The organism is Sporosarcina sp. P18a (genome assembly GCF_002743135.1).
Lineage (GTDB): Bacteria > Bacillota > Bacilli > Bacillales_A > Planococcaceae > Sporosarcina.
In genome coordinates this window covers 399,847-425,816 of sequence record NZ_PDYQ01000002.1, presented here as the reverse complement: position 1 = coordinate 425,816, position 25,970 = coordinate 399,847, and the positions used below count along the sequence as shown (strand labels likewise).

The following is a 25,970-nucleotide window of genomic DNA, read 5'->3' as shown; positions in this document are numbered from 1 at the left end:
AGTATTGGTTCGCTAGGGTCATATGGTTTTCTATATTTTATAACACATCTTATGGCATAATTGTTTTCCCGCAAGAGGTCCAAATTGTGTATCAACAAATTTAATGTGATTGAATAAAAGTAGATAAGTTTAAGGTGATGTCGAGTATAAAAGGGCAACTACACGATTTTTGAAAAATAAAATGAATTGCTGGTATAGAAATGAGGGGAAAACGTGTTATTCTTTTTAATCTTGGTTTTAATAGTATTTGTATTCGACTTTGCAAAAATTAGAAAACAGAATCAAACAGTTATTGAACAAAATGATAAGATGATTTCTCTTTTAGAAGAAATCAAAAATAAACAATAATATTTGTGCAACTAACGGTCCATTTAATGGAATAGGTATCTAAATAGAGGTGATTCGATTGTATTTTCCAACCAAGAAAGACATTTGGTTTTTCTTAATCATTTGGGGCTTTATTCTTTTCATGATTTTAATTTACATTTTTGGTGGAGAACCTGTTGGCTGGCAACTAATCACTTATAAAAGTGTGCCTGGATATATCATAGGTGCATCCATTCTAACTTTATTATTATGGATTTGGTTTGGAACAGGTTATAAGGTTGATGGGGAATTGCTGAAATTAAAATTTGGTCCTTTTAAAAGTAAAATACATATCAACGAGATCAAAAAAATTAGCAGAACAAAAAGTCCATTTACAGCGCCTGCTCTATCCGTTGACAGGTTGGAGATTCTTTATGGTAAATATGATGTGATAAATATATCTCCCAAAAATGAAAGTGAATTTATACTTTCATTGTTAGCTGTAAAACCCAATATACAAATAGACATGATTTCTTTGGAATTCAATGAAAAGTAGAGGTACTATCACTTCCACATTCAGGCGCAATAGCTTAACAGGGGATCGTGTCAAATAACATAAACGGGCCAGATTATTTTACAAAGAAGAGGTGGATTAGAATGCAAAATAAACTCAAGAAAAGTTCAAAAGACAAAATTATATCAGGAGTCTGTGGAGGCATTGCAGAATACTTTGGGATTTCTTCACTTGCAATTCGAATTATCTTTTTCATTTTACCAGCCAGCTTACTCGTGTATGTAGTTTTGGCTTATTTCTTACCTTTTGATGAACTAAGCTTGTAAAGGGTTTTCAGACAATCGGGTGCGATTCCGGAAGAAGAGTTTTATCTATTTCAGTAATAGGGCCAGATTGATGAATAGTTATCATAAGGGTGATTGACTATGAAAATGTATTTGAAAGAAAGATATAAATACTATATAAGTATAACATCTGGTTTATTAATTGGATTTATAGTTGTTATATTTTTATTAGATAAACCTGATTATAAATCCGGCATTGTCGCCATTTTATTTGGATTAATAATCGGGGAGTTACTTTTTTACTCAAGATGGTCAATACGTCAAAAAAGGTATGAAATATTTAAACAAATGGGTGCAATTAGGACATGAGGATTCTCCTGATTCCATTTAGATAGTGAATTTAGTATGCAAGGAGTTAGAAAATGGAAAGTTTGCAAGTGCTTAGTTTACATAGAGCATTGTTCCGTGCCATTCTTAGGAATTTAAAAGGATTAAGAGTACTTAAAGACGAAGGAAACAAGCTTATATGGCAAGCTTGTTTCAATACAGATTAATAAAGAATAGGAGGTGCCTGGAGGTTGAAATCTATGAAGTTCTGTTTCGTATTGCTTCTTCTTGTCCTGCTGTCGGGCTGCGGGGGTATAGCGAAATATGATAATGATGAACCAGCGGCAATCGTAAATGGGCAGGAGATCACGGTCGGTGATTTACGGTTCTTATTACCGGATAAAACAGCATTGAATTATTTGGACGGTGCCATACGGGTAGAACTGGTGAAACAGGAAGTGAAGAAAATGGGCCTCGATATATCCGGACATCTGGATACAGATAGTGACGTGTTTGCGGTACTGCCACCTGCAGACACGGAAGATCCGAATAGCAAGCAAATACGGGAATTTGTTGAATCGCAGGCAAAAAAGTTTGATATGGATCCTAAGGAATTTCAACGGGAATATACCAGAAGATTAAGTGAACAAAATGCCTACGTGCTTACATACCTGGAAGAAAAAATAGGACCATATCATTTTGATAATGAAAATCAGATAACAGATTATAATGAAGAATCAAATCAGTTATTAGAGGAACTAGTTGAACAGAATAAAGAGGGAATTGAAGTGCTGATAAAATATTTGAATTAATAATCGTGCCATTATCTAATGTTACAGGAAGTGAAGTTGAAGGAACAAAAAGACATTCTCTATTCATCAATGACCCTATAAAAAGCTTTCTATTAATGGGCGCGATTGCTTAAAGCCATACATCCCAATCAGGCAATTTTGTCAAAAAAACTGAAATCTTGAGGTGAAGTATGAAATTATATTTGAAGTTGCTTATAGGGGTACTTTTTGTATTAACACTAACAGGTTGTTTTGGAGAAGATTATGATGTGGGTGTGCCTACTGCCCATTTAGACCTTGGTATTACAGCTATACAATTAACAGAAGCAAATATCCGTTGGGAAACGCAAAGTGAGAACGTCCACGAAACAATAGAGGATATTCAGGAATTTGGATTATCTCAAGATGAAATAAAAGTATCTGCAAAACAAGAAGCCGCTTTAGATTTTAAAGAAAATGAAAAAAATGGTGGAGATATTTGGACAGATCCAGAGATTACAGCTCTTCTAATAAGTGATGGGGAACAACTTGAAATTGAAATGAATGACAATAGAGAATTTAGATTCCCGTCCGATAAAGGAAGTTACGTGTTAGAGGTTGTATTTAAAAGTAACGCAGGTCGCGCGCAATACGTAGGTAATATCTTAATTCAGTAACTTAAACAATCGGGCGCAATTCTTGTATAAGGGATCTGCAACCTATTCAGTAATAGGACCATTTTGCTGAATATGAATTGGCTATTTATTTACCATATAGGATCTAAATTTATACTAGGATAGATGGAAAATGATTTCGGTTGACGGAAAATTCAGATTAAGGGATTTGGAGATTTTTCGTTTTTTAAAAGATAATATAGTATTAGCTTATGTCATCAACGAAGATACTAGGAAACCTTATACAGAGGAAGACAAAAAGCTAGATCCTCTTTGTTTCTTAGACGAAGAAGACTTGAATGAAATAGTTAATGTGTTTAAAGTTTATTTTTTAAGTGATGAACCTTTAAAAAGAGATGAATCTGTTATGTTAAGAGAGTTTTTCGGGGAATTAGTTTACAATAGTTCTTTTACAAATTACATTACACAAGAATATATAGATGAAAAATTATACGAGTATGCAGATGATATTTGCAACACTGAAACTTATCAAAGAATTTTGGAGGTCGTGGGATCTTCAAACAGAATCCGAGATATCAATACTGAAAGTTGGTTGCATTTATCTCAAGACTAATCCGTTGAAGACACGATTAACAAATTCCACGGAACTATCAAGTCCTTTGGTCACCGACATTACTGCAAATAGGCGCGATAGCTGAATAAGTACTTTTTACAAACAGGCAAAATAGTAAGAAAGGGTAGAGTATGTGGATATTATTAAGGTCATATTTTTAATCCTGCTATGGGGAATTCCTATCTCCCTTTCTATAATTTCTTATCGAAAGGCTACCGAAGAAGAGCGACATGAAATAATAAAGGATTTAAAACGTCCATCTTCTCTTTTAGGTTTATGTCTTGCTTCTACTGGTGTAATGGTGCTGTTTTCTGGCTCGATTTCACAAATAAATTGGCTTTTTAATGCTGGAGTAATCATGTTAATTATCGGAGTTTTGAATGCGGTTATTATAGGCTGGATCAAGCAAGAGATCAAACTGATTCGGGGTATTTGGGTCATCTTATGGTTAGCTGCTTTTACAATCGCTTTCGTCTATTTGACTTAAACAATGGGGAGCGTTTGTAGGACAACGCTCTACCAGAAATGGTGCAGAGCCAACAGTTGTTATAGATGCTTATACAGGTAAACTCATTGATACATATGAACCGTTAAACTAAGTACTCCATTTTACTGTTCAAGTAATTGGTGCGATTGAAGAAGTGCCGGTTGCCTATCAAGGCAGCCGGCTTTTCTTGAGCCATGAAGTTAAAGACTTCCTTGAAATAGCATTATGTTAACCTCGTGTGTTGAGAGAATACAAGCTCGTTCAGAGATTGAATTCCATCTTTCAACAGCGGTACGAAATGGGGAAATTCGTTTTATCCTTTTTATTTACTATCTTTACTGTAATTGATTTACTTTTAAAGATACCTTTAGAACAGATAGGCTACCAGTAACCAATTCATAATTCATCCCATACGATAAGAATGAAAATATATTTAAGGGGGAAAAATGTGTACTATTTAGGGAACAGTATGTATCAAGGATATAATCCGGAAGCATTACAAAAGTCATTAGCATTGATATTTGAGGCAGTTCAAGGAGAAAAAGAAGACCGGCTTTTTTATGAGTACTTAATATCCGTTGCTCCGACGCAGGAAGATAAAGAAATCATTTCATCCATTCGAGATGATGAGATTAGACATAATGTAATGTTTAAGAAAATGTATAAAGATTTTACTGGGCAAGAAGTACTGGACGTAACTGAAGAAGGGTTTAAGAAACCGGCATCCTATACAGACGGAATTCAGCAAGCTCTTTTTGGCGAGTTAAAAGCAGTAGAAAAGTATAGAGAAATACGAAAAGGTCTACCGGATCGTCAAAATCGAGATGTAGTATTTGAAATATTAACTGATGAACTTAAGCATGCTGCAAAGTATAATTTTCTCTACACGGAAAATCGTACGAATAGTCATGTGCAAAGTGGATCAACTATCGAAAAAACGCCTGATGATTGGATTAGGTACACAGAGTTTTTGGTCAAAGAGGCACAAGAAGATGTGAAAAGGGGTATCAATTTAACACATATTTTTCAAGAATTTATCTTGATGGGAGTACTTGTGGGCAAAGGGTATTCACCTAAGCAAGCGTATGAAACAGTGGAATCTTGGGAGCGAACGGGAGAATCTCAATTGTTACAGGAAAGTAAGAAAATGACATGAAATATTTTCTTGGAAAAATCGCACTCCCATACCTAAAAGTTTAACCGCGATTATAACTTTACTATCTACGATTTTTATCGTTGTATTTTTGATTGCAATGATAAATATTATCTCATTCGGCTATAACTCTTGAGTTGGGGTAATTAAGTAAAAGGGTGCGATAACCGAATAAGCATTTTAAAGTAACGAGGCAGGTTAGTTGAAGATGTTCATCTAAGTTTAAACAATAAATGTAATTTTAAAAAGCTGCCGATTAAGGCAGCTTTTTATTTGCTCGTTCTTTCGTTAGTTGTTTGTCTTTTATGCAATGTATGCTTTGTTCCCCATTCATGCATTGCGTGTAAGATTGGTTCCAGGCTCCTACCGTATTCAGTAATCGAATATTCCACTTTAGGAGGAACCTGTGGATAGACAACACGCTGTATAATATCCTCGTTTTCTAACTCACGTAGTTGATTAGTCAGCATTTTTTGCGTGATTCCAGGCATTCTTCGTTTTAATTCACCGAACCTTTGAGTACCGTTCTTCAATAAATGCAATAAGATGATTGGTTTCCATTTCCCCACTAATATGGCTAAAGCATCTTCTACACGACATAATTCTGGTTCTATATTCATGCTAATTGCTCCTTTAGTATCTTTTTGTATACTATACCACTTTTAAGTGCGTACTTTTAAAAGTGATGATTACTGGTAATATTAACACTGAGAGAAAGGATGATAGTAAATGACGAAAATTGGTATTTTGGTTGGTAGCCTACGGAAAGAATCTTTTTCTAGAAAAATTGCAGCTAATGTTGCATCTTTATTCCCTGAAGGATATGAAACAGAATTTGTCGAAATCGGAAATCTGCCATTTTATAATCAGGATGTAGATGGTGAAAATAATGTTCCAGCAGAATATACTTCATTTCGTAACACAATAAAGGAATTTGACGCTATTTTATTTGTAACGCCTGAATATAACCGTTCTGTACCTGCTGTATTAAGTAATGCATTAGACGTAGGTTCACGTCCTTATGGAGCGAGTGTATGGAATGGTAAACCGGCAGCGGTTATCAGCCAATCACCTGGTAATTTGGGTGGATTTGGTGCAAACCAGCACTTACGTCAAATCCTTGTACCCTTAAATATGCCAGTGGTTCAACAACCGGAAGCTTATATTAGTAATGCTGCAGCTTTATTGGATGAAAACGACAAAGTTAAAGATCAAGGAACTGTTCAATTCTTACAATCATTCGTTGATGCATTTGTTCATTTGATTGAGAAATATCAAGCATAAGGAAACTGTGATTCCGTACTAACAATAAGCGAAAACAACAACTCAATAGAATTAAAAAGAAAATCGATGAGCTACATAATCAAATGAAAAGCAATAATGGGTAAGTAGGTCATACCTCAATTATCAGGCGATCGAGCCAAATAACAGAAATGGAATTCGGATCGAATTGTTGAAGTTTGGCATCATTATCCGATCCCATCACCTCAAGGATAGAAAGTCGGTGCTGTGGGTTTAAATCAATCTTTTCAATGCTTTAAATAGTGGGTAAAGAAGTATAATCATACTACGTTGCACTTGCTGTAATGACAAGTAGATTATTCTGTCGTATCCACGGAACTTCAGAAAAAGCGGATTCAAGAAATAGTTGTACTTTAAGTGACTGACGCGATGACTAGCGCCAGTCACTTTTTTATTGTTACCGATAAATCACATTATTTTTATCAAGTTAGTTAATTTCACTGTACGTTATTTCCTTGAAAACTAGAATGTTTAAACTTGATGCACGTCAAGGTTTTCGTCGTCTAAGTGATCCATACTAAAGCTAGGAGTTACGCAACTCGAAAGTAAGTGCCTTGACCAATGAGTGTGGTGTGAGAGTCCAAGCCAAGTTCACTTCTTATATCGCAATATTGAACTGAGAATATTATATAGTTTAAATAGAAAACGGCAAGAAATTCCTTGGTTAGCGTAATCTTAGCAGTGGACTATTCATTTGAAGTTATTCATATATAGTATTGAGATTATGAAATCTAGCATACTTATTATTGGAATTATTAGAATATTTGTATTAAATATGTTATGTTTGTCCCATCTTCAATAGTTGCTCTTTAGGTAATGTGGCGAATTTTATCAAATGTACACTAGCATTGTCGTTCATAGATCATAGTTTGGATTACACAACTGCTTTATACATTCTCGACAATCACTTACTAATAGGGGGGAATAAAATGAAAAATTTACCGAGCAAACAAGTGAGCAAGGAAGAAGTGGATGAAGGTTCCTTCAGAAATGCAATGTATGCTTCTATTTTATTCGTCGGTGGCGGTATCGCGTTTTTTTGGTTGATATTGTTTATTATCTTTTCAGTAAGACTATGAAGGAGGTATTCAAATGAAAATGCATCGATACGAAAAAATCTGGCTTTTTTTAGCGGCTTCCATGTTGGTCATTGCAGTAGTGTACAGTGGCGTTCAGACCTTCGCATTAGGGCAAGGTCCTCCAAGTGGAGTAGGTATGATTGATCCAGAAAAAGTTGAAGAGACAGCGCCATTTGATAATCCGGGTATTTCCAAAATTGGTGAAAATGAATATGAAGTGGTCATGATATTGCGCGCTTTTTCTTTTGAACCGAACGAAATTGAAATACCGGCTAGCGCAACTGTTCATTTTAAAATGACTTCCGTAGATGTAATGCATGGGTTTCAAGTAATTGGCACAAATTTAAATGCAATGATCATGCCAGGACATATTCAAGAAGCGAAGCAGAAATTTAAGAAGCCTGGTGAATATTTAGTAATTTGTAATGAATACTGCGGCATAGGCCATCAATTAATGAGTATGAAAATCATAGTTAAATAGGGGGTGAATGATATGGAAACAATTGAAAAGCAAAGTAAAATTCGTAAGATGTCAGGAGGAAACAAGTTAGATTCACGTCTTACATTAATGTATTTCGCAATAGCTTTTGTCACCTTGTTGATAGGAGGACTTTTAGGTTTACTCCAGGGACTTAACCGTGCGGGATTACTTGAACTACCCACAAACTTTAATTACTACCAAGTCTTGACGGCACATGGTATTTTATTAGTTTTAGTGTTCTCTGTTTTATTTGTCATTGCGTACTTTTACTCGATTCTTTCTCAGACGATGGACGGTTTATTTCCAATCGTTAGAAAGATGGGTTGGATTTCTCTCGTTACCATGCTTGTAGGTGTAGTATTTGTCATTACGACAGTCGTCATGGGTACCGCATCTGTTATGTATACATTTTATCCGCCTATGAAGGCGTCACCTTGGTTCTATGTCGGGTTATTCATTGTTGTTGCTGGCATATGGATCGCAGCGTTCGGTGGATTTATTCAAATCGCCAAGTGGAGAAAAAGAAACCGTGGCGAGCATTTACCATTACTAGCATTCTTTGCGATGGGTGTTTTCACACTTCTATTCTTCGGAAGTCTTGGTGTGACAGCAGAAGTGTTGATGCTGATACCGTGGGCGTTTGGTTGGACGGAAACGATTAATGTGATGCTCAGTAGAACATTGTTTTGGAGCTTCGGCCATACGTTCGTAAACATTTGGTACTTAACCGCAGTTTCATTATGGTATGTAGTGGTACCGAAAGTGATTGGCGGTAGATTATTCAGTGATACGTTGACGAGGGTAGTGGTCATACTGTTGGTTGTTTCGAATATTCCAGGCGGTTTCCACCATCAAATTGTGGACCCAGGAATGTCTGAAGGAATTAAACTAACGCATGCGCTTATGAGTATGGTGATCGGCTTCCCGTCCTTAATGACCGCATTTGCTATGTTCTTCGTATTTGCTCGAGTCGGGAAGAAGAAAGGGGCGAAGGGGGTTTTCGGTTGGATTACTAAGATGCCTTGGGGAGACGTGCGTTTCCTTGCCCCTATGATCGCGATGATTTTCTTTATTCCAGGCGGAGCAGGTGGTATTGCGCAAAATGCGAATCAATTGAATCAAGTCGTTCATAATACGCTGTGGGTTGTAGGCCATTTCCATATAACAGTTGGCGTGACAGCGGTGTTGACCTTCTTCGGTGCGATGTATTGGCTCATACCGTATTTATCCAAGCGGACACTTACTCCTGCGATGAATAAATTAGGTGTTATTCAAACACTTATTTGGACTATTGGGATGGTGTTTATGGCTGGAGGTATGCATACAGTAGGACTTCTAGGTGCGCCACGAAGAACGTCTCACACAACATATGGCGATAGTGCGACTGCTGCAAGTTGGGATCCATATTTACTTTTGTTAGCAGTAGGAGGAACTTTATTAACTATAGGTCTCGTGCTGATTATCTATATCGTCTTCAACTTAATGTTCTTTGCGCCAAAAGGTGTTACAGAATTTCCTATTGCAGAAGGTGAAGATAATGCAAGCGAAACACCGAGATGGACAGAACGGTGGAGTGTGTGGATTATGATCATGCTGTTCATTGTCGCGTTTGGCTACGTTTTCCCTCTAGTTGATATGATACGAAACGCACCACCAGGATCCGCACCATTTATCACTTGGTAGACGTGCTTTTTCTAATAGGGCGCAACGATATGTAGGAAAGTTGGCAAGCAACATAAAAACCTAAACATCCTATTCGAGTAGTAGAGAGGAAGTAGTGATACTTACCTCTCTTTTTGACTGTAAATGGATAAATGATTATGATGACGGAATAGCTATAGCGTAAAATATAATGGAACTCTCTGAAACTCAAATAACATCTCTCGTCTTGATCATTGTGCGATAGAGAGAATCATACTAAGGGAGGAGAATACGATGAAAAACTTCACAAAATACTTTTTGACTTCATTTATACTCATACTCTTCTTAAATGGTTGTAGTTCCACTACCGATCAGCCAAGTGAAGATGTATTCCAATACAAAGGATCATATATTGGTGATAACAGTGCAGTCATCCATATAATAGAACAACTGCATGATGCTGAAAAGTTTGAGGAAGTGTCGCTTGAAACCAAAACAGAACCCTATGGTATGACGATCAAGTATAAAAATATGGATGCAGCGATGGGGGAAAGTGAATATAAAAAGACAGCGATTTATAACGCTAGCTATTTATTCGCGCTCATCGAGAATGCAGAGTGGGTTAGCTTTGAATTTGGAGACTACACATATACAATTCATAAATCGGAATTGCAGGAGTGGTATGGGAAAGAGTTAAACGACTTTACGAATGAAGAGGAATTGGATGTTTTCATTCAAGAAAAACTACAAGATGACAATGAAGTACAACAGCTGTTTGTGGAATAAAAAACGGAAAATTCATCATTGCAAGAACAATATAAGATGCAACAGAAATCCATCATTCTGTGGTATACTTGCAGAAAAAATCAGGCATATTTGGAGATGGACAACGATGATACGATTTGAAAATGATTATACGGAAGGCGCGCATACGCGAATTTTACAACGATTGATTGAAACAAATGAAGAACAAACTCCGGGATACGGTATGGATGAACACTGCGAAAAAGCTAGAGAGTATATTCGTAAAGAGTGTGAAGCGCAAAAGGCAGATGTTCACTTCTTAGTAGGGGGAACTCAAACGAACACGACGATCATCGCATCGATTTTACGACCTTACCAAGGCGCAGTTGCTGCTGAGAGTGGACATATCGCGACACATGAAACAGGCGCTATTGAATCTACCGGACATAAAGTGCTTACTTTACCTAGCGAGGACGGGAAAATTACAGCGGAGCAAGTAAAAGAGTTAGTGGATGCTCACTGGAATGACGCGAGCCCTGAGCATAGTGTACAGCCGGGCCTCGTGTACATTTCAAACCCTACAGAAAATGGAACGACTTATACTAAAGCGGAATTGGAAGCTTTGAATAAAGTGTGTAGGGAATGCGGGTTGCCTTTAATACTGGACGGTGCCCGACTTGGATATGGTTTGGCTTCGGTGGATAATGATATCACGTTAGCAGATTATGCACGACTATGTGATGTGTTCTATATTGGCGGAACGAAAATAGGTGCGTTGTTTGGTGAAGCGGTTGTCATTACCAATGATTCATTGAAAAAAGATTTCCGATATTTTATTAAACAAAGAGGCGGCTTGCTCGCTAAAGGGAGACTTTTAGGAATCCAGTTTGAAACGTTGTTTGAAGATGGGTTGTACTACGAAGTTTCGAAACACGCGGTGGACATGGCATTGATCCTTCGACAAGCATTTGTGGAGAACGGGTTTGCATTACGTTATGATTCGACAACTAATCAGCAATTCCCGATCTTGCCGGAGTATGTCATGACGGAGTTGAGCAAAAAGTATTCATTTACCTTCTGGGAAAAAGTCGATGCTAGCCATAGTGCGGTTCGTTTTTGTACAAGTTGGTCTACTAAGAAAGAACATGTTGACATGCTCGTCCATGATTTGCATCGGCTATGTATTACATCCAACTAGTAACTAGTTGGAGTTGAATAGCAGTAGATGTTAACATGGTACCAACTCTAGTAGAGGGGGTTCGTTTATGAATACGGATGGAATGTTGATTTTAGCGCTCACGGTAACAACCGTAGGATTCTTATTGCTGATTCTAGGGCAAGCCAAACAAATTAGAGTATTAAAGGAAGAGAATCAGAGATTGCGCCCCGTCGAAAGTCAGGATGAATTAATCGCTGATGTCCATGAAAAATTAAAAACTCTTGGTGTCGTAAAAACTGTGAAGTACTTGAGGGAATATAAAGGCATGTCGATGGTAGATGCCAAGCGACTTGTGGATACTATTAAAGAATAACAAGAGAAACTCTAGTATTATACGTTTTACATCCACTAATGGGGAGTAACGAATACAGTGAAATTTGAAGTTACAAGATGCAGTTCGTTGGTTCAACTGACAACTCATCTTTTTGTGAGACCTTACCGTTTTTGGTGAGGTCTCTTTTATTTGGTTGTATGACACGTAGTAGTGCATCCAGACTGTAGATTCGCAGTCAAGAAAGCTATGGAACAGGACCGTTTATTTAGAAAATACGCGGGAATAGATAACCAAACAGCTTAACGAAAAGAGGGAAAGCGGATGAAGCAATTTTTGCAGTTGATCGGCATAGGAATTGCCGGTGGTGTCGTGTTGGCGCTACTCATGCTTGTCATATGGGCTGTAACAGGAAATGAAGCGTATATTTTGCTGTATAATGTAGATTACTTCCCCATCATTCATGTCTTTTCGCACGTCACTTGGTTCGGCATCATCTTTCACTTCGTCTTTTGTATTGTCAGCGTGTTGGGGCTGTTTTGCCTATTGAAGTTTTTCAAATGGCAATATAAAATGTGGCCGTATATTGTTGTTTACACAGCGGGAAGCGGAGTATTGTATTTCCTTACCTTGCTAACCGACCAGCCGCCAGCTGCGGATGACGGCATTGCGTGGTTTTACTGGACGGCGAGTCATTTAATTTTCAGTGTTCTCGTTGCTAGCCTAGTCATCCGATACGTTGACCGCAGTCGCGTGTAGCGTGTCTTTGATTCAATTGTATGGAAAATATAATAAGTTGGATGAACTTACGGGAATCCATGGTATATTTAATTAACCTCATAAGTGGGCGCAACCGCTTATTATTCAATTCCTGTTTGCTTTCAAATGGGAACCGAATCCTATTTATTTTACTTGCTTGGCACTTTTCAAGGATAAATACCCTATGCCGAACGTAAAGTAGATAGATAGTGTGTATACATCTAGTATCCTCACTTGCGTAGCGTCGAAGTCATTTTTTCAAAAAAGGAGCCTTTACATGAACCTCATTCAAGGTCTGATCAGCTTTATCTTGCACATTGACGAGCATCTAGTCGATATTATTCAAATATTTGGCGGCTGGTCGTACGTCATCTTATTTTTAATCGTTTTCATTGAAACTGGAATCGTTATATTTCCGTTTCTACCTGGAGATTCCTTACTTTTCGCAGGCGGTGCATTTGCGGCGCTAGATGCTTTTAATATTTGGTTGCTTGTCGCGGTCTTCTTCGTTGCGGCGGTCATAGGCGATACAGTGAACTACCATATTGGACGTAAAGTGGGCATGTCGATTTCTCCTGGCAGTTGGCTAGGGAAAGTCATAAACCAAGAGAAAATGAAAGCCGCGGAGGCGTTCTTTAATAAACACGGCGGGAAAACCATCCTAATTGCCCGATTTATGCCGTTTGTCCGGACATTCGCTCCGTTCGTTGCGGGCGCGAGCCGCATGAATTACCGGTACTTTGCTTTCTATAATGTCGTCGGGGCAGCTTTTTGGGTAGGTCTGTGCACGATGCTAGGGTATTTATTCGGCAATATTCCTATTATTAAAGAGAACTTTTCCACGGTGTTACTTGCGATTATCTTTTTGTCTGTCCTGCCTGCGTTGATCGGTATGGTAAAAAGTAAATTTAGCAGTCAACCTGCAAGATGAGAAGAAACAGTTTAAGGTGCACTAGTGAAACGTTTGATGGAATAAGGGGTTCAGCAGAAAAGTAATTGGTTGTTTTATCACAATGTGTCAATGAATACCTATGCATGCTTAGTTAGTTGACATCTAAGTCGGTTCAACTTATAGTGAGCCTATACATGTATACGAACACTTCCGTTAAGGGGAGTAGCTATGACAGTAAAAGTCGTCAACACAGGATGGAAGTCCTCGGCTTTACTGGCAACTAACGTTGTTTGCGAGACCTTACCAATTATTTGGTGAGGTCTTTTGTGATTGTAACAGAGACATCCAAGCCACTAATTGGTTTTGATGTCTCTTTTTTGTTTTTGAAAATTATTGGAGGTTATGTTTTGAGTATATATCAGGAACTTGTGGAGTCGATCGTCGTGAATAAAAAAAATCGTCTGATAGACTTTCATCCATCTTTGCAGCTCGTCGGAACAGGGAGAAGTGCGTTTGTTTTCCGAGTCAAATCCTCGAACAAGGCGATGAAGGTATTCTTTCCAAACTCCGAGTATATTGCGAAGGAAGAAGCGGAGATTTATCGTTCACTCAAGGATATTCAGTACTTTCCACGTATTTATGAGGCAGGTGCGAATTACTTAGTGATGGATTACGTTGAGGGAGATACACTTTTTGATTGCCTAACAAATGGGCGTTTGATTACAGAAGCGCATATTAAAGAAATCGACTATGCCTTATCGCTAGCATCCGACGCAGGTTTGAATCCTTCAGACATTCATTTACACAATATATTGATCACGCCTGACGATCGAGTGAAGCTGATTGATGTAGCGCGGTACAGACAGCAAAAAGACTGCAAACAGTGGAGTAATTTGAAAAAAGCCCATCGTCAATTTTATAGTAAACGATTCTTTTGGAAGAAAGTCCCGGGCCCGTTTTTGAATGGTGTAGCGTTCTTGTATAAAAAGGGACTTATACCATCGTATCGGTTATGAAAAATGCATATATGATCTGAACGACGAATGAGAACTAGCTTTTAGGTAAAGAGTTCTTTGTGTTTCTGTACCATGAACTTACTTTATAGTGGCAGATTGGACATTTTTGCATACAAGTACCTACACGGATTTAAATTTGTCGAATATTATGCAGTAACGAAGAATAGATTGTCAATAAGATATCACTCTGGTACTTCATTTTCCTGTTCAAAATGTACGTAATAACAACGCGAGACATTAGAGAAGGGGTGTGTGAAATGAGTATCCTTTTATATTTAATAATTGGCGGTGTGATGGGTTGGTTTGCTAGTCTGATCATTGGTAAAAGTGTCCCAGGCGGTGTGGTGGGGAATGTGATTACAGGTATCATCGGTGCGTGGATTGGAGGCAATTTATTTGGCAGTTGGGGACCGCGTTTAGGAGACTTTTATGTCGTCCCTACTATTGTAGGTGCGTTGATTTTTGTCATAGTCGTCAGTTACATGATGAAAGCAGCGCGGAAACATCGGTGAATAGACAGGGATGGGGGCTACCCGAAATGTTGAGGGCAGCCTTTTTCTTGATTGGTAAACATCTTGCAATAGGATGTTTATTTTTTGTTATGATCTGCAAAAATCGTCATCGCTTCGCTCATAAATTGTGCCAAACCTGCACCGAATTGATCGATATTCGTCGTGAAGCGTTCGTCTGCTATATACATATGCCCCAAACCTTTGAACGCTTCCAATGTGTAGTGATGACCAGTGTGTGTATTCAAAAACTCATACCATTCTGTAATGGCTGTTTGTGCTTCAGTGGATTCAGGCGGTGTGTTTGTAAGATGTGCTAATTTCCGGTAGATGTCATTCATCTTTTCTCCGACTGCTTTGTTTTCGAATGCGGTATTCGATTGTTCGACCGCTTTTGCTCCCCATAATTTTCGAGCCTCTTCTTCATAGGGGTTATGACTAAAATTAAATCCTTTAAACTTCTCTTCGTTCGACATGTCCCTCTCTCCTTTTATATACTGTGTAGTTTTATCAATAGTCGCAATCATTTGATCGATCCGTTCGCGTTTCTCAAGCAATAGTTTTCGATGTAGCTGAAGAGCTTGCTGGCGGTCAAATGACGGATCGCTGAGAATGTTCTTTATTTCTTTCAGAGGAAAATCTAGTTCTCTGAAAAATAGTATTTGTTGCAAAGTCTCGAGGTTTCGTTCGGAGTAATAGCGATAACCCGCGTCTGTTGTCTCCTCGGGTGTCAGCAATCCGATTGCATCGTAATGATGAAGTGTGCGTACGCTAATACCGACTAATTCCGCGACTTCCTTTACCTTCATTTTCATTATCAACACCTCCTTACTCTGTAGTATAAAGTGTAACGTTACGTAAGGGTCAATACAATCAGTAGAGTTTTTTAAAAAAGTAGTGCTATGCAATTCGTAGAATAATTAGATAGTTTATGGGATAATGAATGCAATGAAGAGGGGGGTTCGTAATGGATAATCAATTTCCGATCGGAAAATTACACGTTCCTGAACAGGTGACGTTGGAAGATATTCAAAAGTGGTTACAAGAAATTGAATCCTATACTACTCGTTTGAGAGGAACTGTAGATTCATTGAATGACGAAGAGTTAACTAAAACATATCGTGAAGGTGCGTGGACAGTTCGTCAATTGGTACATCATATTGCAGACTCGCAGTTGACTATGTATCAGCGATTAAAGCTTGCGTTAACAGACGACAATCCAAAAGTACCCGCATTTGATCAAGAGAAATGGGCTGTACTACCTGATAATGAGCTACCAGTTGAGCCTTCCATTAAGATGCTTGAAGGGATCAATGAGCGTATTGTAGCGTTAGGCAATAGTCTGACGGAAGAGCAACTACAACGAACATTTACTCATGAAGTAAACGGCGAGATTGCCGTAGCGACAAAAGTAGCGAAATTGGCTTGGCATGAAGCGCATCATTTAGCGCATATTGAGATAGCCTTGGCGAAATAATGAGAGATACGGTGAACGGACTTATCGAACTTCGATAAGTCTTTTTCTATTTTGGTTTTTATGTGTTACGTTGCAGACCCTTTTTATGCATGAGCAACGAACGAAAGTAAAGTCGTCATGTTTAATTAGCTTCACGCCAAGTCCATCTGTTCAGAATATAGTTAGCTTTTAAGTTGTCTGAATCATGATATAGTTAGTACTAGTTTTCAAGAAATAGACTTGTGCATGTGAACAATTATATGTTGGATGATCCGAAGTGATTAAATGGAGGTTTACTGATGGTGAAAGTTGTAGTGATATTTCTCCTAGCCGGCTTGGCTGAAATTGGCGGAGGTTATTTGATTTGGCTATGGTTGCGCGAAGGGAAATCTGCTATGTTTGGATTATTCGGTGGCATTGCATTAATTTTATATGGCGTGGTAGTCACATTCCAAACATTCCCGTCGTTTGGCAGAGTGTATGCTGCGTATGGAGGCGTATTCGTCTTTCTTTCTGTACTATGGGGATGGGGAATTGATAAAAAAACCCCTGATTTGTATGATTTCATAGGAGCAGGTATTTGCCTAATTGGTGTGTCCGTCATATTGTTTGCACCGAGATCGTAATAGTGATGGGTGTATGAAAAGTATCCACTTCATTCCAAGTGAAGGCCTACAGTCTGTAAGGAGAGAGCATGACGCAAAATGAAATGTTCACTATCGGGAAGTTGTGTGCCGCTGCCCAAGGGACCATTGTGACAGGTATACCGGACTAATGAAATGAATAGAAAATATAAAACGCACCCATTAGCCAGTGGGTGCGTTTTGCGTCGTTTCATTCGAATACACATAGCCGTCGGAAGTGGACGGAATGTGGGTTTGTTGACGTTTGGCCGAGTGATACCAACTTCTAAACAACAGGATGATGATCACTAGATCCACCGCATCGCCTCCGTAATACATAAGCATAGCTCCTGCGTGTGCCTCTTCAATGGGTACACCGGCAGGCGGATAGGCGTATAGGAATTTTGATAGAATTCCGTGTCCCGCCAGAGCCACAATAAAGACTACAGTTCGGAAGCGGTAACTGTACCGACGAGATACGGGATCGATGTATAAAAGCGAAATGGTAAATAGATATCCCGCAACGAACACATGCACATGGATCAAGACATGGAGCCAAAGATGATGGTGCATGGCCGCAAACAAGCCTGTCGTGTATAATAACCACAGTCCACCGATATTTAAAATGGAGGCAGTGACGGGATGTGTATAGAACCCCGCGAGTCGGCTTTTTAGCAAGTGGCTTACCTTTCGGGCCTGCCGAACGGGTAGTGTCCGGAGCCACAATGTCATGGGAGCAGCGAGCGCCAACAAAAGGGGACCGAGCATGCCGAGTAAGAGATGTCCCACCATATGCCATGTGAAAAAATCATGTGACAGTTCCGCAAGCGGTCCGACAACAGCACTTGCTGAAACGAGTACACCCGCAATCCACAACACGATCCGTCTTCGTGGCCATTTACGCAAGCGGCTTTGCCGGTTGGAATGAAAGACAGCGACCCCGTAGAATAGGATGGCGAGCAACGCAAGCATTCCAAATAGCCAATCGGTTGCACTGATATAGGAATCATGTGGCATGAAGCATCAGCCTTTCCGCCGAGCATCCATCCCGTTGCGCAGACTTAATTAGCAACAAACCTACCGCAATCATCAAAATCGCAGTAACGTTCCAAACGATATCATACGGAACAATGTCCACGTGATATCGGATCTGATGTATGCGCATGACCTTGTGTTGAATGGTCCCGTCATACAATTGGAACGCACCGCCCCCGAGTAACTTGCCACCCCAGAACATCTTATGCCATAACGCATGCCTCCTACGCAAATCCGCCACCAAATACAGCCCACCTACTGTCGCAAACCAACTAAATGCATGAAACAAACCATCCGACACCAATCCAACCGCCACCGTAGATTTATCATAAAACTTATGCCAATGAAGTAGCTGATGGAATACTGTCTCGTCTAAAAACGCCACAAACCCGAGTCCGAATAATATACCCGCCCATAGATTTCTCTTCTGATAAATTTTTCGGTTCGTCCAGTTTTTCCCTTGCAACACAGCCATCTATTACTCACTCCTTTCCTTTTATACGCAGTGTTCCCTAAGAATGCGGCATTTAAAACATGTTGCGTGGCTGGTAGAGCGGATGGGTAGACTCATAGAGCGTTTTACCTGAAGTATGATCGGATACACATCCACACAGGCATCTACAAGCCTCCATGATAAAAATATAGTAGCCATACAATAATTTATGGTAACTTTTCCCGCGTAATCTGCTAGAATACGTACAAAGGGAGTGAGAGCCGTGAAAATTGTCATTGCGCCTGATGCATTTAAGGGAAGCTTGCATGCAGAGGAAGCGGCCGACGCTATATATAGTGGCGTAAAAAAAGTATATCCGCACGCAGAAGTCGTCCGTTTACCGGTTGCGGATGGTGGTGAGGGGACGCTGTCTGTCCTCATGTCGTCAACAGGGGGGACGTTGCGAACCGTGTCTGTGCAAGATCCGCTTGGTCGCGCAATGGATGCGCACTTTGGTGTGCTTGGTGACGGCGAGACAGCGGTCATTGAAATGGCACAAGCGTCCGGTTTGCTGTTGCTTGCGGATCATGAACTCGATCCAATGAAAGCGTCAACATTTGGTACAGGGCAATTAATTCGTCATGCGCTTGATGCAGGTTACAGGAAAATGATTATTGGACTTGGTGGCAGTGCGACGAATGACGGGGGAACAGGTTTGCTTGAAGCACTTGGCGTTCGATTTTTAGCTGATGGGCAGCTAGTGCAGATGAATGGCTCAAAACTTTCATTCATTCATGAAATTGATATCTCACAACTGGACAAGCGTGTGTTGGAGACGGACATTCGCATTGCGTCCGACGTGGACAATCCGTTTGTCGGTGAGCAGGGTGCATCATTTGTTTTCGGTCCGCAAAAAGGGGCGGACGCAGAGATGGTTCTGCGTCTGGATGAAGGGTTACGTCATCTGGCGGATATGACGGAAAGGCAGACAGGCGTGCGATTGCATGAATTGCGCGGTGCAGGGGCGGCTGGGGGAAGTGCAGGGGCATTACTTGCGTATTGTGGCGCTAATCTTGAAAGTGGAATTGATGTCGTGCTCGAAGCGATGGATTTCGCAAAGCATCTATCCTCTGCAGATTTCATCGTGACAGGGGAAGGGAAGACAGATCGGCAGACGCTTGCAGGCAAGGCATTAATGGGGATTGCGAAGCTTGCGAGAGTAGAGAATGTTCCGGTCATCGTCATTTCAGGGGCAATTGAAGAAGCGGCGCGTCAGGAACTACTTAAGTGGTTCACCGAGCTGCATTCATTGGACGATGGAGGGAAGTCGTTAGCTGAATTGATGGCACAAGCAGCAAAGTTATTGGAGAACAAAGCATCGACCGTCTTGCAACATAGACAGTAGAAAATAGTTTTATATTATACCATGCATAGCAAGTAGGCGAGTAGGGTATAGAATACACAAGGAGGTGGTCAGATGTTTCAAGATGCGATCGACTGGCTTGTAGGGCCGGCGAATAATTTCATTTGGACGTATGTTTTAATTGGACTGTTATTGGTAGCAGGTTTATATTTCACAATTCGCACGAAATTTGTACAAGTGCGCTTATTTGGTGAGATGTTCCGTCTGATTGTAGAGAAGAAGGATAACAATGACGGGGTATCGCCATTCCAGGCATTCACAATTAGTGCCGCGTCGCGCGTAGGAACAGGTAACGTAGCAGGGGTAGCCCTTGCGATCGGAATTGGTGGGCCCGGCGCGGTATTCTGGATGTGGGTTATCGCTGTAATCGGCATGGCGACAGGATTCATCGAAAGTACATTGGCACAAGTGTATAAAGTGAAAGACGGCGACACATTCCGCGGGGGGCCGGCGTATTATATGCAAAAAGCGCTAGGCTGGCGTAAACTCGGAATTGTCTTCGCGATTTTACTGACCATGTGTTTCGGATTCATATTTAATGCAGTACAATCTAACACCATCAGTCAGTCATTCACTGACGTATTCGGCATTCCTAACTGGAGTGTCGGGGTTGGGTTAATGCTATTAACAGGGATTATCGTCTTCGGTGGCGTCAAACGGATTGTAAAAGTAACACAGACCATCGTACCCATCATGGCGACTTTCTATATTTTGGTAGCGTTATATATCGTGATTATGAATATTTCAGAAGTTCCAGGCATTATTGTATTGATATTCGAGCATGCTTTCGGAATTAAAGAAGTCATGGGTGGCGGAATCGGAATGGCCATGATGCAAGGTGTACGTCGCGGTCTCTTCTCCAATGAAGCAGGTATGGGTAGTGTGCCAAACGCAGCTGCTACAGCGAACGTATCGCATCCGGCAAAACAAGGATTGGTACAAAGTCTAGGTGTGTTTTTCGATACCATCATCATCTGTTCTGCGACAGCATTCATCATTTTGCTCGGCGGATTGTATCAAACAGGTGAAACAAACGGTATCATCTTGACACAAAATTCCATGGCCGTACAAGTAGGCGCATGGGCACCATACTTCATTGCCGGTGCTATCATGTTCTTCGCCTTTAGTTCCATCATCGGAAATTATTATTATGGCGAAACAAATATTGAATTCATTCATGCTAACATCGTATGGAAACGAATCTATCAAGTTCTCGTACTTGTCATGGTATACTTCGGTGCAATCGCAAAAGTACAAGTTGTATGGGATATGGCCGACCTATTCATGGGACTAATGGCCATCATTAACTTAATCGTCATTCTACTACTTGGTAAAATTGCCTTTAAAGTACTTGACGACTTCACTAAACAACGTAAAGCCGGCAGAAACCCTGTCTTCAAATCAGCCAGCATCCCTGAATTAAAAGGCGCAGAATGTTGGGAAGAGACAGCGGAAAAACCAGAAGATCGTTTGTAATAGAGGTGGTTTGTGGATGTTAGGGATATGATTTTTAATCTTTAACTTATTACCATGTATAAATTAGGATTGCAGCGGAAATCCCTTCTCCACACAAACTATTTAGTCAAGAAGTAAAAAGTTTGATATACTATAAAATACTGAATAACAAAAGTCGAATCGTAGTTCAGAAGAAGGATTCTGAACTTCGGTTCGATTTTTGTTTTGCATGTTTGAACACAACATGTTAGGGTTATATATGAATCGACACACTATATATAGTGTATAACAGCAAACAGATGAATTGGTACCCACCACGTTTAAAAGGGAATCCGCCACTAACGGAGCTGCCCCCGCAACTGAGGGCACGGACGACTATCTTATAAAACCACTGCTTCGGCGGGAAGGAAAGATGGAAGAACGATGTGCCAGCCAGTAGACCTGCCAGTCATCTCAGCAAAACATTCTTCGGGGTTGGAGAGTGAAAGCACAAAGCAGTCTTATTTCAGTCTGCCTAAAACTTTCCGCGATCTACTAAGCGTCAATTGACGACTCCCGATTTTATTGGGAGTTTTTTTATTTAGTACATAACCGAATTAATTAACTAAAGGGAGCGGATATCATGGCTATTATTCAAGAAACTAAGGGACTTAATCTAGTGTTGGAAAACTTACAAGAAGAATTCGGCAAGAAACAAATGGTGCCGTTAATCGAAGCGAGTGAGAAATTCCAGGAGCGCCACCCAGCTAGCACGGCAACTGAATGGACAAACGCGATGGTACTAGAGTCTTTAAGCCGTATTGATGAAGCGAATACGTATTGGACGTTTGTAGCTGCACGTATTTATTTATTCGACGTCTATGCAAAGCAACAAGCATTGCGCGGGGCAGATGTTTATACCGACTTTGCGAAAAATGTAGAACGCTTGGTGGAACAAGGTTTATATACATCCGTTCTGACAGAGAAATATAGCCTGGATGAGCTTCAGGAAATCGGTAAACTACTCGATCCTTCTCGTGACCTATTATTCACATATATCGGTTTGAAAACATTGGTAGACCGATACGTAACCGTAAACTTTAAAAAACAGCCAGTGGAGCTGCCGCAAGAGCGCTGGTTGATCATCGCGATGACGCTAATGCAAGACGAAACAGTAGACCGCATTCATAAAGTTGGCGAAGCATACTGGGCGATGAGCAATTTATACATGACAGTAGCGACACCTACATTATCGAATGCAGGCAAGATGCACGGTCAGCTATCCAGTTGCTTTATCGATACAGTGGATGATTCCTTACAAGGGATCTACAACAGCAACACTGATATCGCGAACTTGTCGAAATTTGGTGGTGGTATCGGTGTCTATATGGGGAAAGTTCGTTCCCGCGGTGCATCGATTCGTGGTTTCGAAGGCGCGTCAAGCGGTGTTCTTCCATGGATCAAACAACTGAACAATACGGCAGTCAGTGTCGATCAACTCGGTCAACGTCAAGGTGCCGTAGCCGTTTATCTCGACGTATGGCATCAAGACATCTTCACATTCCTCGATCTCAAGCTCAATAACGGCGATGACCGTTTACGTGCACATGACATTTTCACAGGCGTTTGCTTGCCAGACTTGTTCATGGAGAAAGTCGAGTCCCGTGAAGACTGGCATTTATTCGATCCACATGAAGTCCGCACGAAAATGGGCTATTCATTGGAAGACTTCTATGATGAAAGAAAAGGACAAGGAACATTCCGCGAGAAGTATGAAGAATGCGTCCGTAATGAAGATTTATCACGAGAGACGGTTTCCGCGATTGAAATCATGAAACGTATCTTGCGTAGCCAGCTGGAGACGGGAACACCATTCATGTTCTATCGCGACGAGGTAAACCGCATGAATCCGAATAAGCATGAAGGTATGATTTATTCTAGTAATTTGTGTTCGGAAATATTACAAAATATGTCAGCTAGTACACATGAATCCGTAACACTAGAAGACGATATGATCGTTACACGCACGAAGCCAGGCGATTTCGTTGTATGTAATCTGTCATCGATTAACCTTGGAAGAGCAGTGACAGCAGATGTGCTAGACCGTTTGATCAAAATTCAAGTGCGTATGCTCGACAATGTCATCGATCAGAACCAAATCCCAGTTGTACAAGCGCAACGCACCAATGCACGCTACCGTGGAATTGGACTCGGCACATTCGGCTGGCACCATTTACTCGCGTTGAAAAACATTCAGTGGGAATCGGACGAAGCGGTGGATTTCGCAGACGAGCTATATGAAAATATCGCGTATTTGACAATTAAAGCCTCAATGGAGTTATCAAAAGAAAAAGGCGCGTATCCATTATTTGATGGATCGGACTGGCAAACTGGTGAATACTTCGAGCAACGCGAATACGATTCAAATAAATGGCGTGAACTACGCATGGATGTAGCAATAAACGGTATGCGTAACGGCTACTTAATGGCAGTCGCACCGAACAGTTCGACATCGGTTATCGCAGGTTCCACAGCATCGATCGATCCAGTATTCAAGCCGTTCTACCATGAAGAGAAGAAAGACTATAAATTACCGGTCATTGCACCGGATTTGAACCACAACACGTATGACATCTACCGTCGTTCTGCTTACATCGTTGATCAGCGCTGGTCGATCAAGCAAAACGCCGCTCGTCAGCAACACATCGATCAGTCGATTTCATTCAATATTTATGTACCAAACTCCATCCGCGCATCTGTTATTTTGGACTTGCACTTGCAGGCATGGAAATCGGGCATGAAAACCACGTACTATATGCGTTCAACTGCAGCTGAGATTGAGGAGTGCGAGTGGTGTCATTCTTGATCGCCTATGCATCCTGGAGTGGCAACACGCAGGAAGTAGCGGAATTGATTATGAACAGTCTACAAAGTGAAGGCGTCGAAGTCGATACACATCGTATCGGCATCGGTGTCATCCCTGATATTAAAAAATACGACGTGTTTTGCATCGGTTCATTCACATGGGAAAAAGGTGCAACGCCGGATGAAGTCAAAGATTTCGTGGCGGACGTCGGCTATAAACCCGAGCTTGTCTATGTCTTTGGCACAGGGGATACACAGTTTGGCGGTGATGAATTATTTTGTAAAGCCGCAGACAAGCTGGCAAAATTCTATCATTCACCTTTTGAACCATTAAAGATTGAGCAAAGCCCACGCGGCATACAAGAACAAACCGTTATGAATTGGACGAAAGGAGTGCTCGAACATTGGCGACACTTACAAGAGTAAAAGTACTGAATCCTGCAAACCCGAATAAGGCAACAGCTATTTTCGGTGGGGAAGCAAGCGGCATCCTAAACTGGAACGACATCGCGCATCCTCATTTCTATACATTACGTCAGCGAATCCGTTCCCTGTTCTGGACAGCGAATGAAGTTGACATGACACAAGACGTCAAGCAGTTCTCAACCCTGACAAAAGAAGAGCAGTCCGCATTCCTAAAAATTATCGGCCTACTGGCTACACTCGACGGTCCACAAACGGTCATCGCAATGAAAATCGCAGACTTCACAACGGATCCATCCGTCAAGTCGATTATGGCGACAATTGCAGACCAGGAAAGCGAACATAATCATAGCTACGCGTACGTACTTTCATCCGTCACGAACTTGGACAAGCAAATGGAAGCCTTCGAAATGGGACGTACAGACGAAGTATTAATGAAGCGAAATGAACGAATTGTAGATGTCTACAATGAATTTGCGGAAAACCCGACAATTGAAACAGTTTTAAAAGCGATGGTGTATACGACATTACTAGAAGGCCTATTCTTCTACAGTGGCTTCGCGTTTTTCTATAACTTAGCACGCCATCAAAAAATGGTCGGCACATCCACAATGATTTCGTACATCAACCGTGACGAACTTCAGCACGGTAAAGCCATCAGCGATATCTTCCGTGCAGCTTTAGCTGAAAATCCAGAGTACAACACAGACGAGTTTACGGAATGGATCTATGACCAATTCCGTCACTCCGTCGAGCAAGAAGTCATCTGGAGTCGCTATGTATTAGCGGGGATCGATGGCCTTGAGTTGGATGAGATGGAAGGCTACGTGAAGTATCGCGCGAATAAAATGTTACGCATGCTTGGCTTAAGCGAAATCTATCCAGAGTTCACAGATAATCCAATGAAGTGGATCCGCGCTTACGTCGATAACTTCGACGATACGAAAACGGACTTCTTCGAACAAACGAGCCGTCAGTATGTGAAGACTAGTGATTTGAATGGCTTTGATGATTTGTAATAAGTAAGGGTAGGGGAATCCGTGATGGGTTCCTCTTTTTTGTATGGATAGTGAATAGGGGATAGGGCACCGTTGATCGACGTTCCGAGCGGACGCTTTCCTGCGGGCATGGCTTGAGCCGCTTCCTTCGCTTCGCTACGTCCAGGGTCTCAAGGCTCATGCTTATAACGCTTCGCTTTTAATCGCAGAAGTAATTGCTATTCCCGCGGGAGTCGCCGCTCTCCGCGTCGATCAACTAAATTCTTTTTCTGAAAGAG

30 protein-coding genes and 1 riboswitch are annotated in these 25,970 nt (G+C 40.8%); of the genes, 26 read left to right on the top strand and 4 right to left on the bottom strand.

What is annotated here, in order from left to right:
- Positions 1-406: 406 nt before the first annotated feature.
- The 8 genes from CSV75_RS09550 (at position 407) to CSV75_RS16575 (ending at position 5,092) form a co-directional block, all read left to right on the top strand.
- Positions 407-862, top strand: a complete 456-nt coding sequence (locus tag CSV75_RS09550) for a PH domain-containing protein (protein ID WP_099675660.1) — start codon at positions 407-409, stop codon at positions 860-862.
- Between the two features lie 101 nt (positions 863-963).
- The gene (locus CSV75_RS09545; protein WP_099675659.1) at positions 964-1,146 is read left to right on the top strand and encodes a PspC domain-containing protein; all 183 of its coding nucleotides are present in this window, start codon (positions 964-966) and stop codon (positions 1,144-1,146) included.
- Positions 1,147-1,245: 99 nt separating this feature from the next.
- Positions 1,246-1,473, top strand: a complete 228-nt coding sequence (locus tag CSV75_RS09540) for a hypothetical protein (protein WP_099675658.1) — start codon at positions 1,246-1,248, stop codon at positions 1,471-1,473.
- A 218-nt stretch (positions 1,474-1,691) separates the two neighbouring features.
- On the top strand, positions 1,692-2,243 hold the full coding sequence (locus CSV75_RS09535) for a hypothetical protein (RefSeq protein WP_099675657.1): 552 nt from the start codon (positions 1,692-1,694) through the stop codon (positions 2,241-2,243).
- A 170-nt stretch (positions 2,244-2,413) separates the two neighbouring features.
- The gene (locus tag CSV75_RS09530; protein WP_233191633.1) at positions 2,414-2,878 is read left to right on the top strand and encodes a hypothetical protein; all 465 of its coding nucleotides are present in this window, start codon (positions 2,414-2,416) and stop codon (positions 2,876-2,878) included.
- A 130-nt stretch (positions 2,879-3,008) separates the two neighbouring features.
- Positions 3,009-3,449, top strand: a complete 441-nt coding sequence (locus tag CSV75_RS09525; protein WP_099675656.1) for a terpene synthase — start codon at positions 3,009-3,011, stop codon at positions 3,447-3,449.
- Positions 3,450-3,582: 133 nt separating this feature from the next.
- Complete coding sequence (locus CSV75_RS09520; protein ID WP_099675655.1) at positions 3,583-3,936, top strand: hypothetical protein; 354 nt, start codon at positions 3,583-3,585, stop codon at positions 3,934-3,936.
- A gap of 448 nt (positions 3,937-4,384) precedes the next feature.
- Complete coding sequence (locus CSV75_RS16575) at positions 4,385-5,092, top strand: ferritin-like domain-containing protein (RefSeq protein WP_233191632.1); 708 nt, start codon at positions 4,385-4,387, stop codon at positions 5,090-5,092.
- A gap of 266 nt (positions 5,093-5,358) precedes the next feature.
- Here the strand turns inward: CSV75_RS16575 and CSV75_RS09510 are convergent, their stop codons facing one another.
- On the bottom strand, positions 5,359-5,709 hold the full coding sequence (locus CSV75_RS09510; protein WP_099675654.1) for a winged helix-turn-helix transcriptional regulator: 351 nt from the start codon (positions 5,707-5,709) through the stop codon (positions 5,359-5,361).
- Positions 5,710-5,818: 109 nt separating this feature from the next.
- On the opposite strand from CSV75_RS09510, the gene CSV75_RS09505 reads away from it, so the two are divergent.
- From CSV75_RS09505 to CSV75_RS09460, 11 genes are all read left to right on the top strand, one after another.
- Positions 5,819-6,373 carry an NADPH-dependent FMN reductase gene (locus tag CSV75_RS09505; protein ID WP_099675653.1) on the top strand — a complete coding sequence of 185 codons (555 nt, stop codon included), beginning with the start codon at positions 5,819-5,821 and terminating at the stop codon, positions 6,371-6,373.
- A gap of 947 nt (positions 6,374-7,320) precedes the next feature.
- On the top strand, positions 7,321-7,470 hold the full coding sequence (locus tag CSV75_RS16305; protein ID WP_158231642.1) for a hypothetical protein: 150 nt from the start codon (positions 7,321-7,323) through the stop codon (positions 7,468-7,470).
- Positions 7,471-7,483: 13 nt separating this feature from the next.
- Positions 7,484-7,951: a cytochrome c oxidase subunit II gene (locus tag CSV75_RS09500; RefSeq protein ID WP_099675652.1), complete on the top strand. Its 468-nt coding sequence runs from the start codon at positions 7,484-7,486 to the stop codon at positions 7,949-7,951.
- 12 nt (positions 7,952-7,963) lie between these two features.
- Positions 7,964-9,634: a cbb3-type cytochrome c oxidase subunit I gene (locus CSV75_RS09495; protein ID WP_099675651.1), complete on the top strand. Its 1,671-nt coding sequence runs from the start codon at positions 7,964-7,966 to the stop codon at positions 9,632-9,634.
- A 252-nt stretch (positions 9,635-9,886) separates the two neighbouring features.
- On the top strand, positions 9,887-10,378 hold the full coding sequence (locus CSV75_RS09490; RefSeq protein WP_099675650.1) for a DUF4825 domain-containing protein: 492 nt from the start codon (positions 9,887-9,889) through the stop codon (positions 10,376-10,378).
- Positions 10,379-10,484: 106 nt separating this feature from the next.
- Entirely contained in the window at positions 10,485-11,534 is a 1,050-nt protein-coding gene (locus CSV75_RS09485; protein WP_099675649.1) for a threonine aldolase family protein, read from the top strand.
- A 67-nt stretch (positions 11,535-11,601) separates the two neighbouring features.
- A complete protein-coding gene (locus CSV75_RS09480; RefSeq protein ID WP_099675648.1) occupies positions 11,602-11,868 on the top strand; it encodes a hypothetical protein in 267 nt (88 codons plus the stop codon).
- A 282-nt stretch (positions 11,869-12,150) separates the two neighbouring features.
- A complete protein-coding gene (locus CSV75_RS09475) occupies positions 12,151-12,585 on the top strand; it encodes a hypothetical protein (protein ID WP_099675647.1) in 435 nt (144 codons plus the stop codon).
- Positions 12,586-12,862: 277 nt separating this feature from the next.
- Entirely contained in the window at positions 12,863-13,516 is a 654-nt protein-coding gene (locus tag CSV75_RS09470) for a DedA family protein (RefSeq protein WP_099672377.1), read from the top strand.
- 368 nt (positions 13,517-13,884) lie between these two features.
- Complete coding sequence (locus CSV75_RS09465; RefSeq protein WP_099675680.1) at positions 13,885-14,493, top strand: RIO1 family regulatory kinase/ATPase domain-containing protein; 609 nt, start codon at positions 13,885-13,887, stop codon at positions 14,491-14,493.
- Between the two features lie 257 nt (positions 14,494-14,750).
- Positions 14,751-15,005: a GlsB/YeaQ/YmgE family stress response membrane protein gene (locus CSV75_RS09460; RefSeq protein WP_099632121.1), complete on the top strand. Its 255-nt coding sequence runs from the start codon at positions 14,751-14,753 to the stop codon at positions 15,003-15,005.
- 77 nt (positions 15,006-15,082) lie between these two features.
- On the opposite strand, the gene CSV75_RS09455 is transcribed toward CSV75_RS09460, so the two are convergent.
- Entirely contained in the window at positions 15,083-15,817 is a 735-nt protein-coding gene (locus CSV75_RS09455; RefSeq protein WP_099675646.1) for a MerR family transcriptional regulator, read from the bottom strand.
- A 152-nt stretch (positions 15,818-15,969) separates the two neighbouring features.
- Between CSV75_RS09455 and CSV75_RS09450 the strand changes: the two genes are divergently transcribed.
- The gene (locus CSV75_RS09450) at positions 15,970-16,479 is read left to right on the top strand and encodes a YfiT family bacillithiol transferase (protein WP_099675645.1); all 510 of its coding nucleotides are present in this window, start codon (positions 15,970-15,972) and stop codon (positions 16,477-16,479) included.
- A gap of 278 nt (positions 16,480-16,757) precedes the next feature.
- Complete coding sequence (locus tag CSV75_RS09445; RefSeq protein WP_099675644.1) at positions 16,758-17,084, top strand: YnfA family protein; 327 nt, start codon at positions 16,758-16,760, stop codon at positions 17,082-17,084.
- 180 nt (positions 17,085-17,264) lie between these two features.
- Here CSV75_RS09445 and CSV75_RS09440 read toward each other — a convergent pair whose 3' ends face one another.
- Positions 17,265-18,098 carry a cytochrome c oxidase assembly protein gene (locus tag CSV75_RS09440; RefSeq protein WP_099675643.1) on the bottom strand — a complete coding sequence of 278 codons (834 nt, stop codon included), beginning with the start codon at positions 18,096-18,098 and terminating at the stop codon, positions 17,265-17,267.
- Positions 18,088-18,591, bottom strand: a complete 504-nt coding sequence (locus CSV75_RS09435; protein WP_099675642.1) for a DUF2243 domain-containing protein — start codon at positions 18,589-18,591, stop codon at positions 18,088-18,090. Before CSV75_RS09435 ends, CSV75_RS09440 begins: the two co-directional genes overlap by 11 nt.
- Positions 18,592-18,832: 241 nt before the next feature.
- Here CSV75_RS09435 and CSV75_RS09430 point away from each other — a divergent pair, with 241 nt between their 5' ends.
- The 5 genes from CSV75_RS09430 to CSV75_RS09410 all read left to right on the top strand — a co-directional run bounded on the left by CSV75_RS09430 (position 18,833) and on the right by CSV75_RS09410 (position 25,713).
- A complete protein-coding gene (locus CSV75_RS09430; RefSeq protein ID WP_099675641.1) occupies positions 18,833-19,954 on the top strand; it encodes a glycerate kinase in 1,122 nt (373 codons plus the stop codon).
- Positions 19,955-20,026: 72 nt separating this feature from the next.
- Positions 20,027-21,448, top strand: coding sequence for an alanine/glycine:cation symporter family protein (locus tag CSV75_RS09425; protein ID WP_099675640.1), 1,422 nt, complete (start codon positions 20,027-20,029; stop codon positions 21,446-21,448).
- A 266-nt stretch (positions 21,449-21,714) separates the two neighbouring features.
- Positions 21,715-21,890: riboswitch (cobalamin riboswitch) on the top strand.
- A gap of 159 nt (positions 21,891-22,049) precedes the next feature.
- On the top strand, positions 22,050-24,272 hold the full coding sequence (locus tag CSV75_RS09420) for a ribonucleoside-diphosphate reductase subunit alpha (RefSeq protein ID WP_099675639.1): 2,223 nt from the start codon (positions 22,050-22,052) through the stop codon (positions 24,270-24,272).
- Positions 24,260-24,697, top strand: a complete 438-nt coding sequence (locus CSV75_RS09415; RefSeq protein ID WP_099675638.1) for a flavodoxin — start codon at positions 24,260-24,262, stop codon at positions 24,695-24,697. The genes CSV75_RS09420 and CSV75_RS09415 overlap by 13 nt, the downstream gene beginning before the upstream one ends.
- Positions 24,676-25,713 (top strand): ribonucleotide-diphosphate reductase subunit beta, encoded by a 1,038-nt coding sequence (locus tag CSV75_RS09410; RefSeq protein ID WP_099675637.1) that lies wholly within the window; start codon positions 24,676-24,678, stop codon positions 25,711-25,713. The genes CSV75_RS09415 and CSV75_RS09410 overlap by 22 nt, the downstream gene beginning before the upstream one ends.
- Positions 25,714-25,970 lie beyond the last annotated feature (257 nt).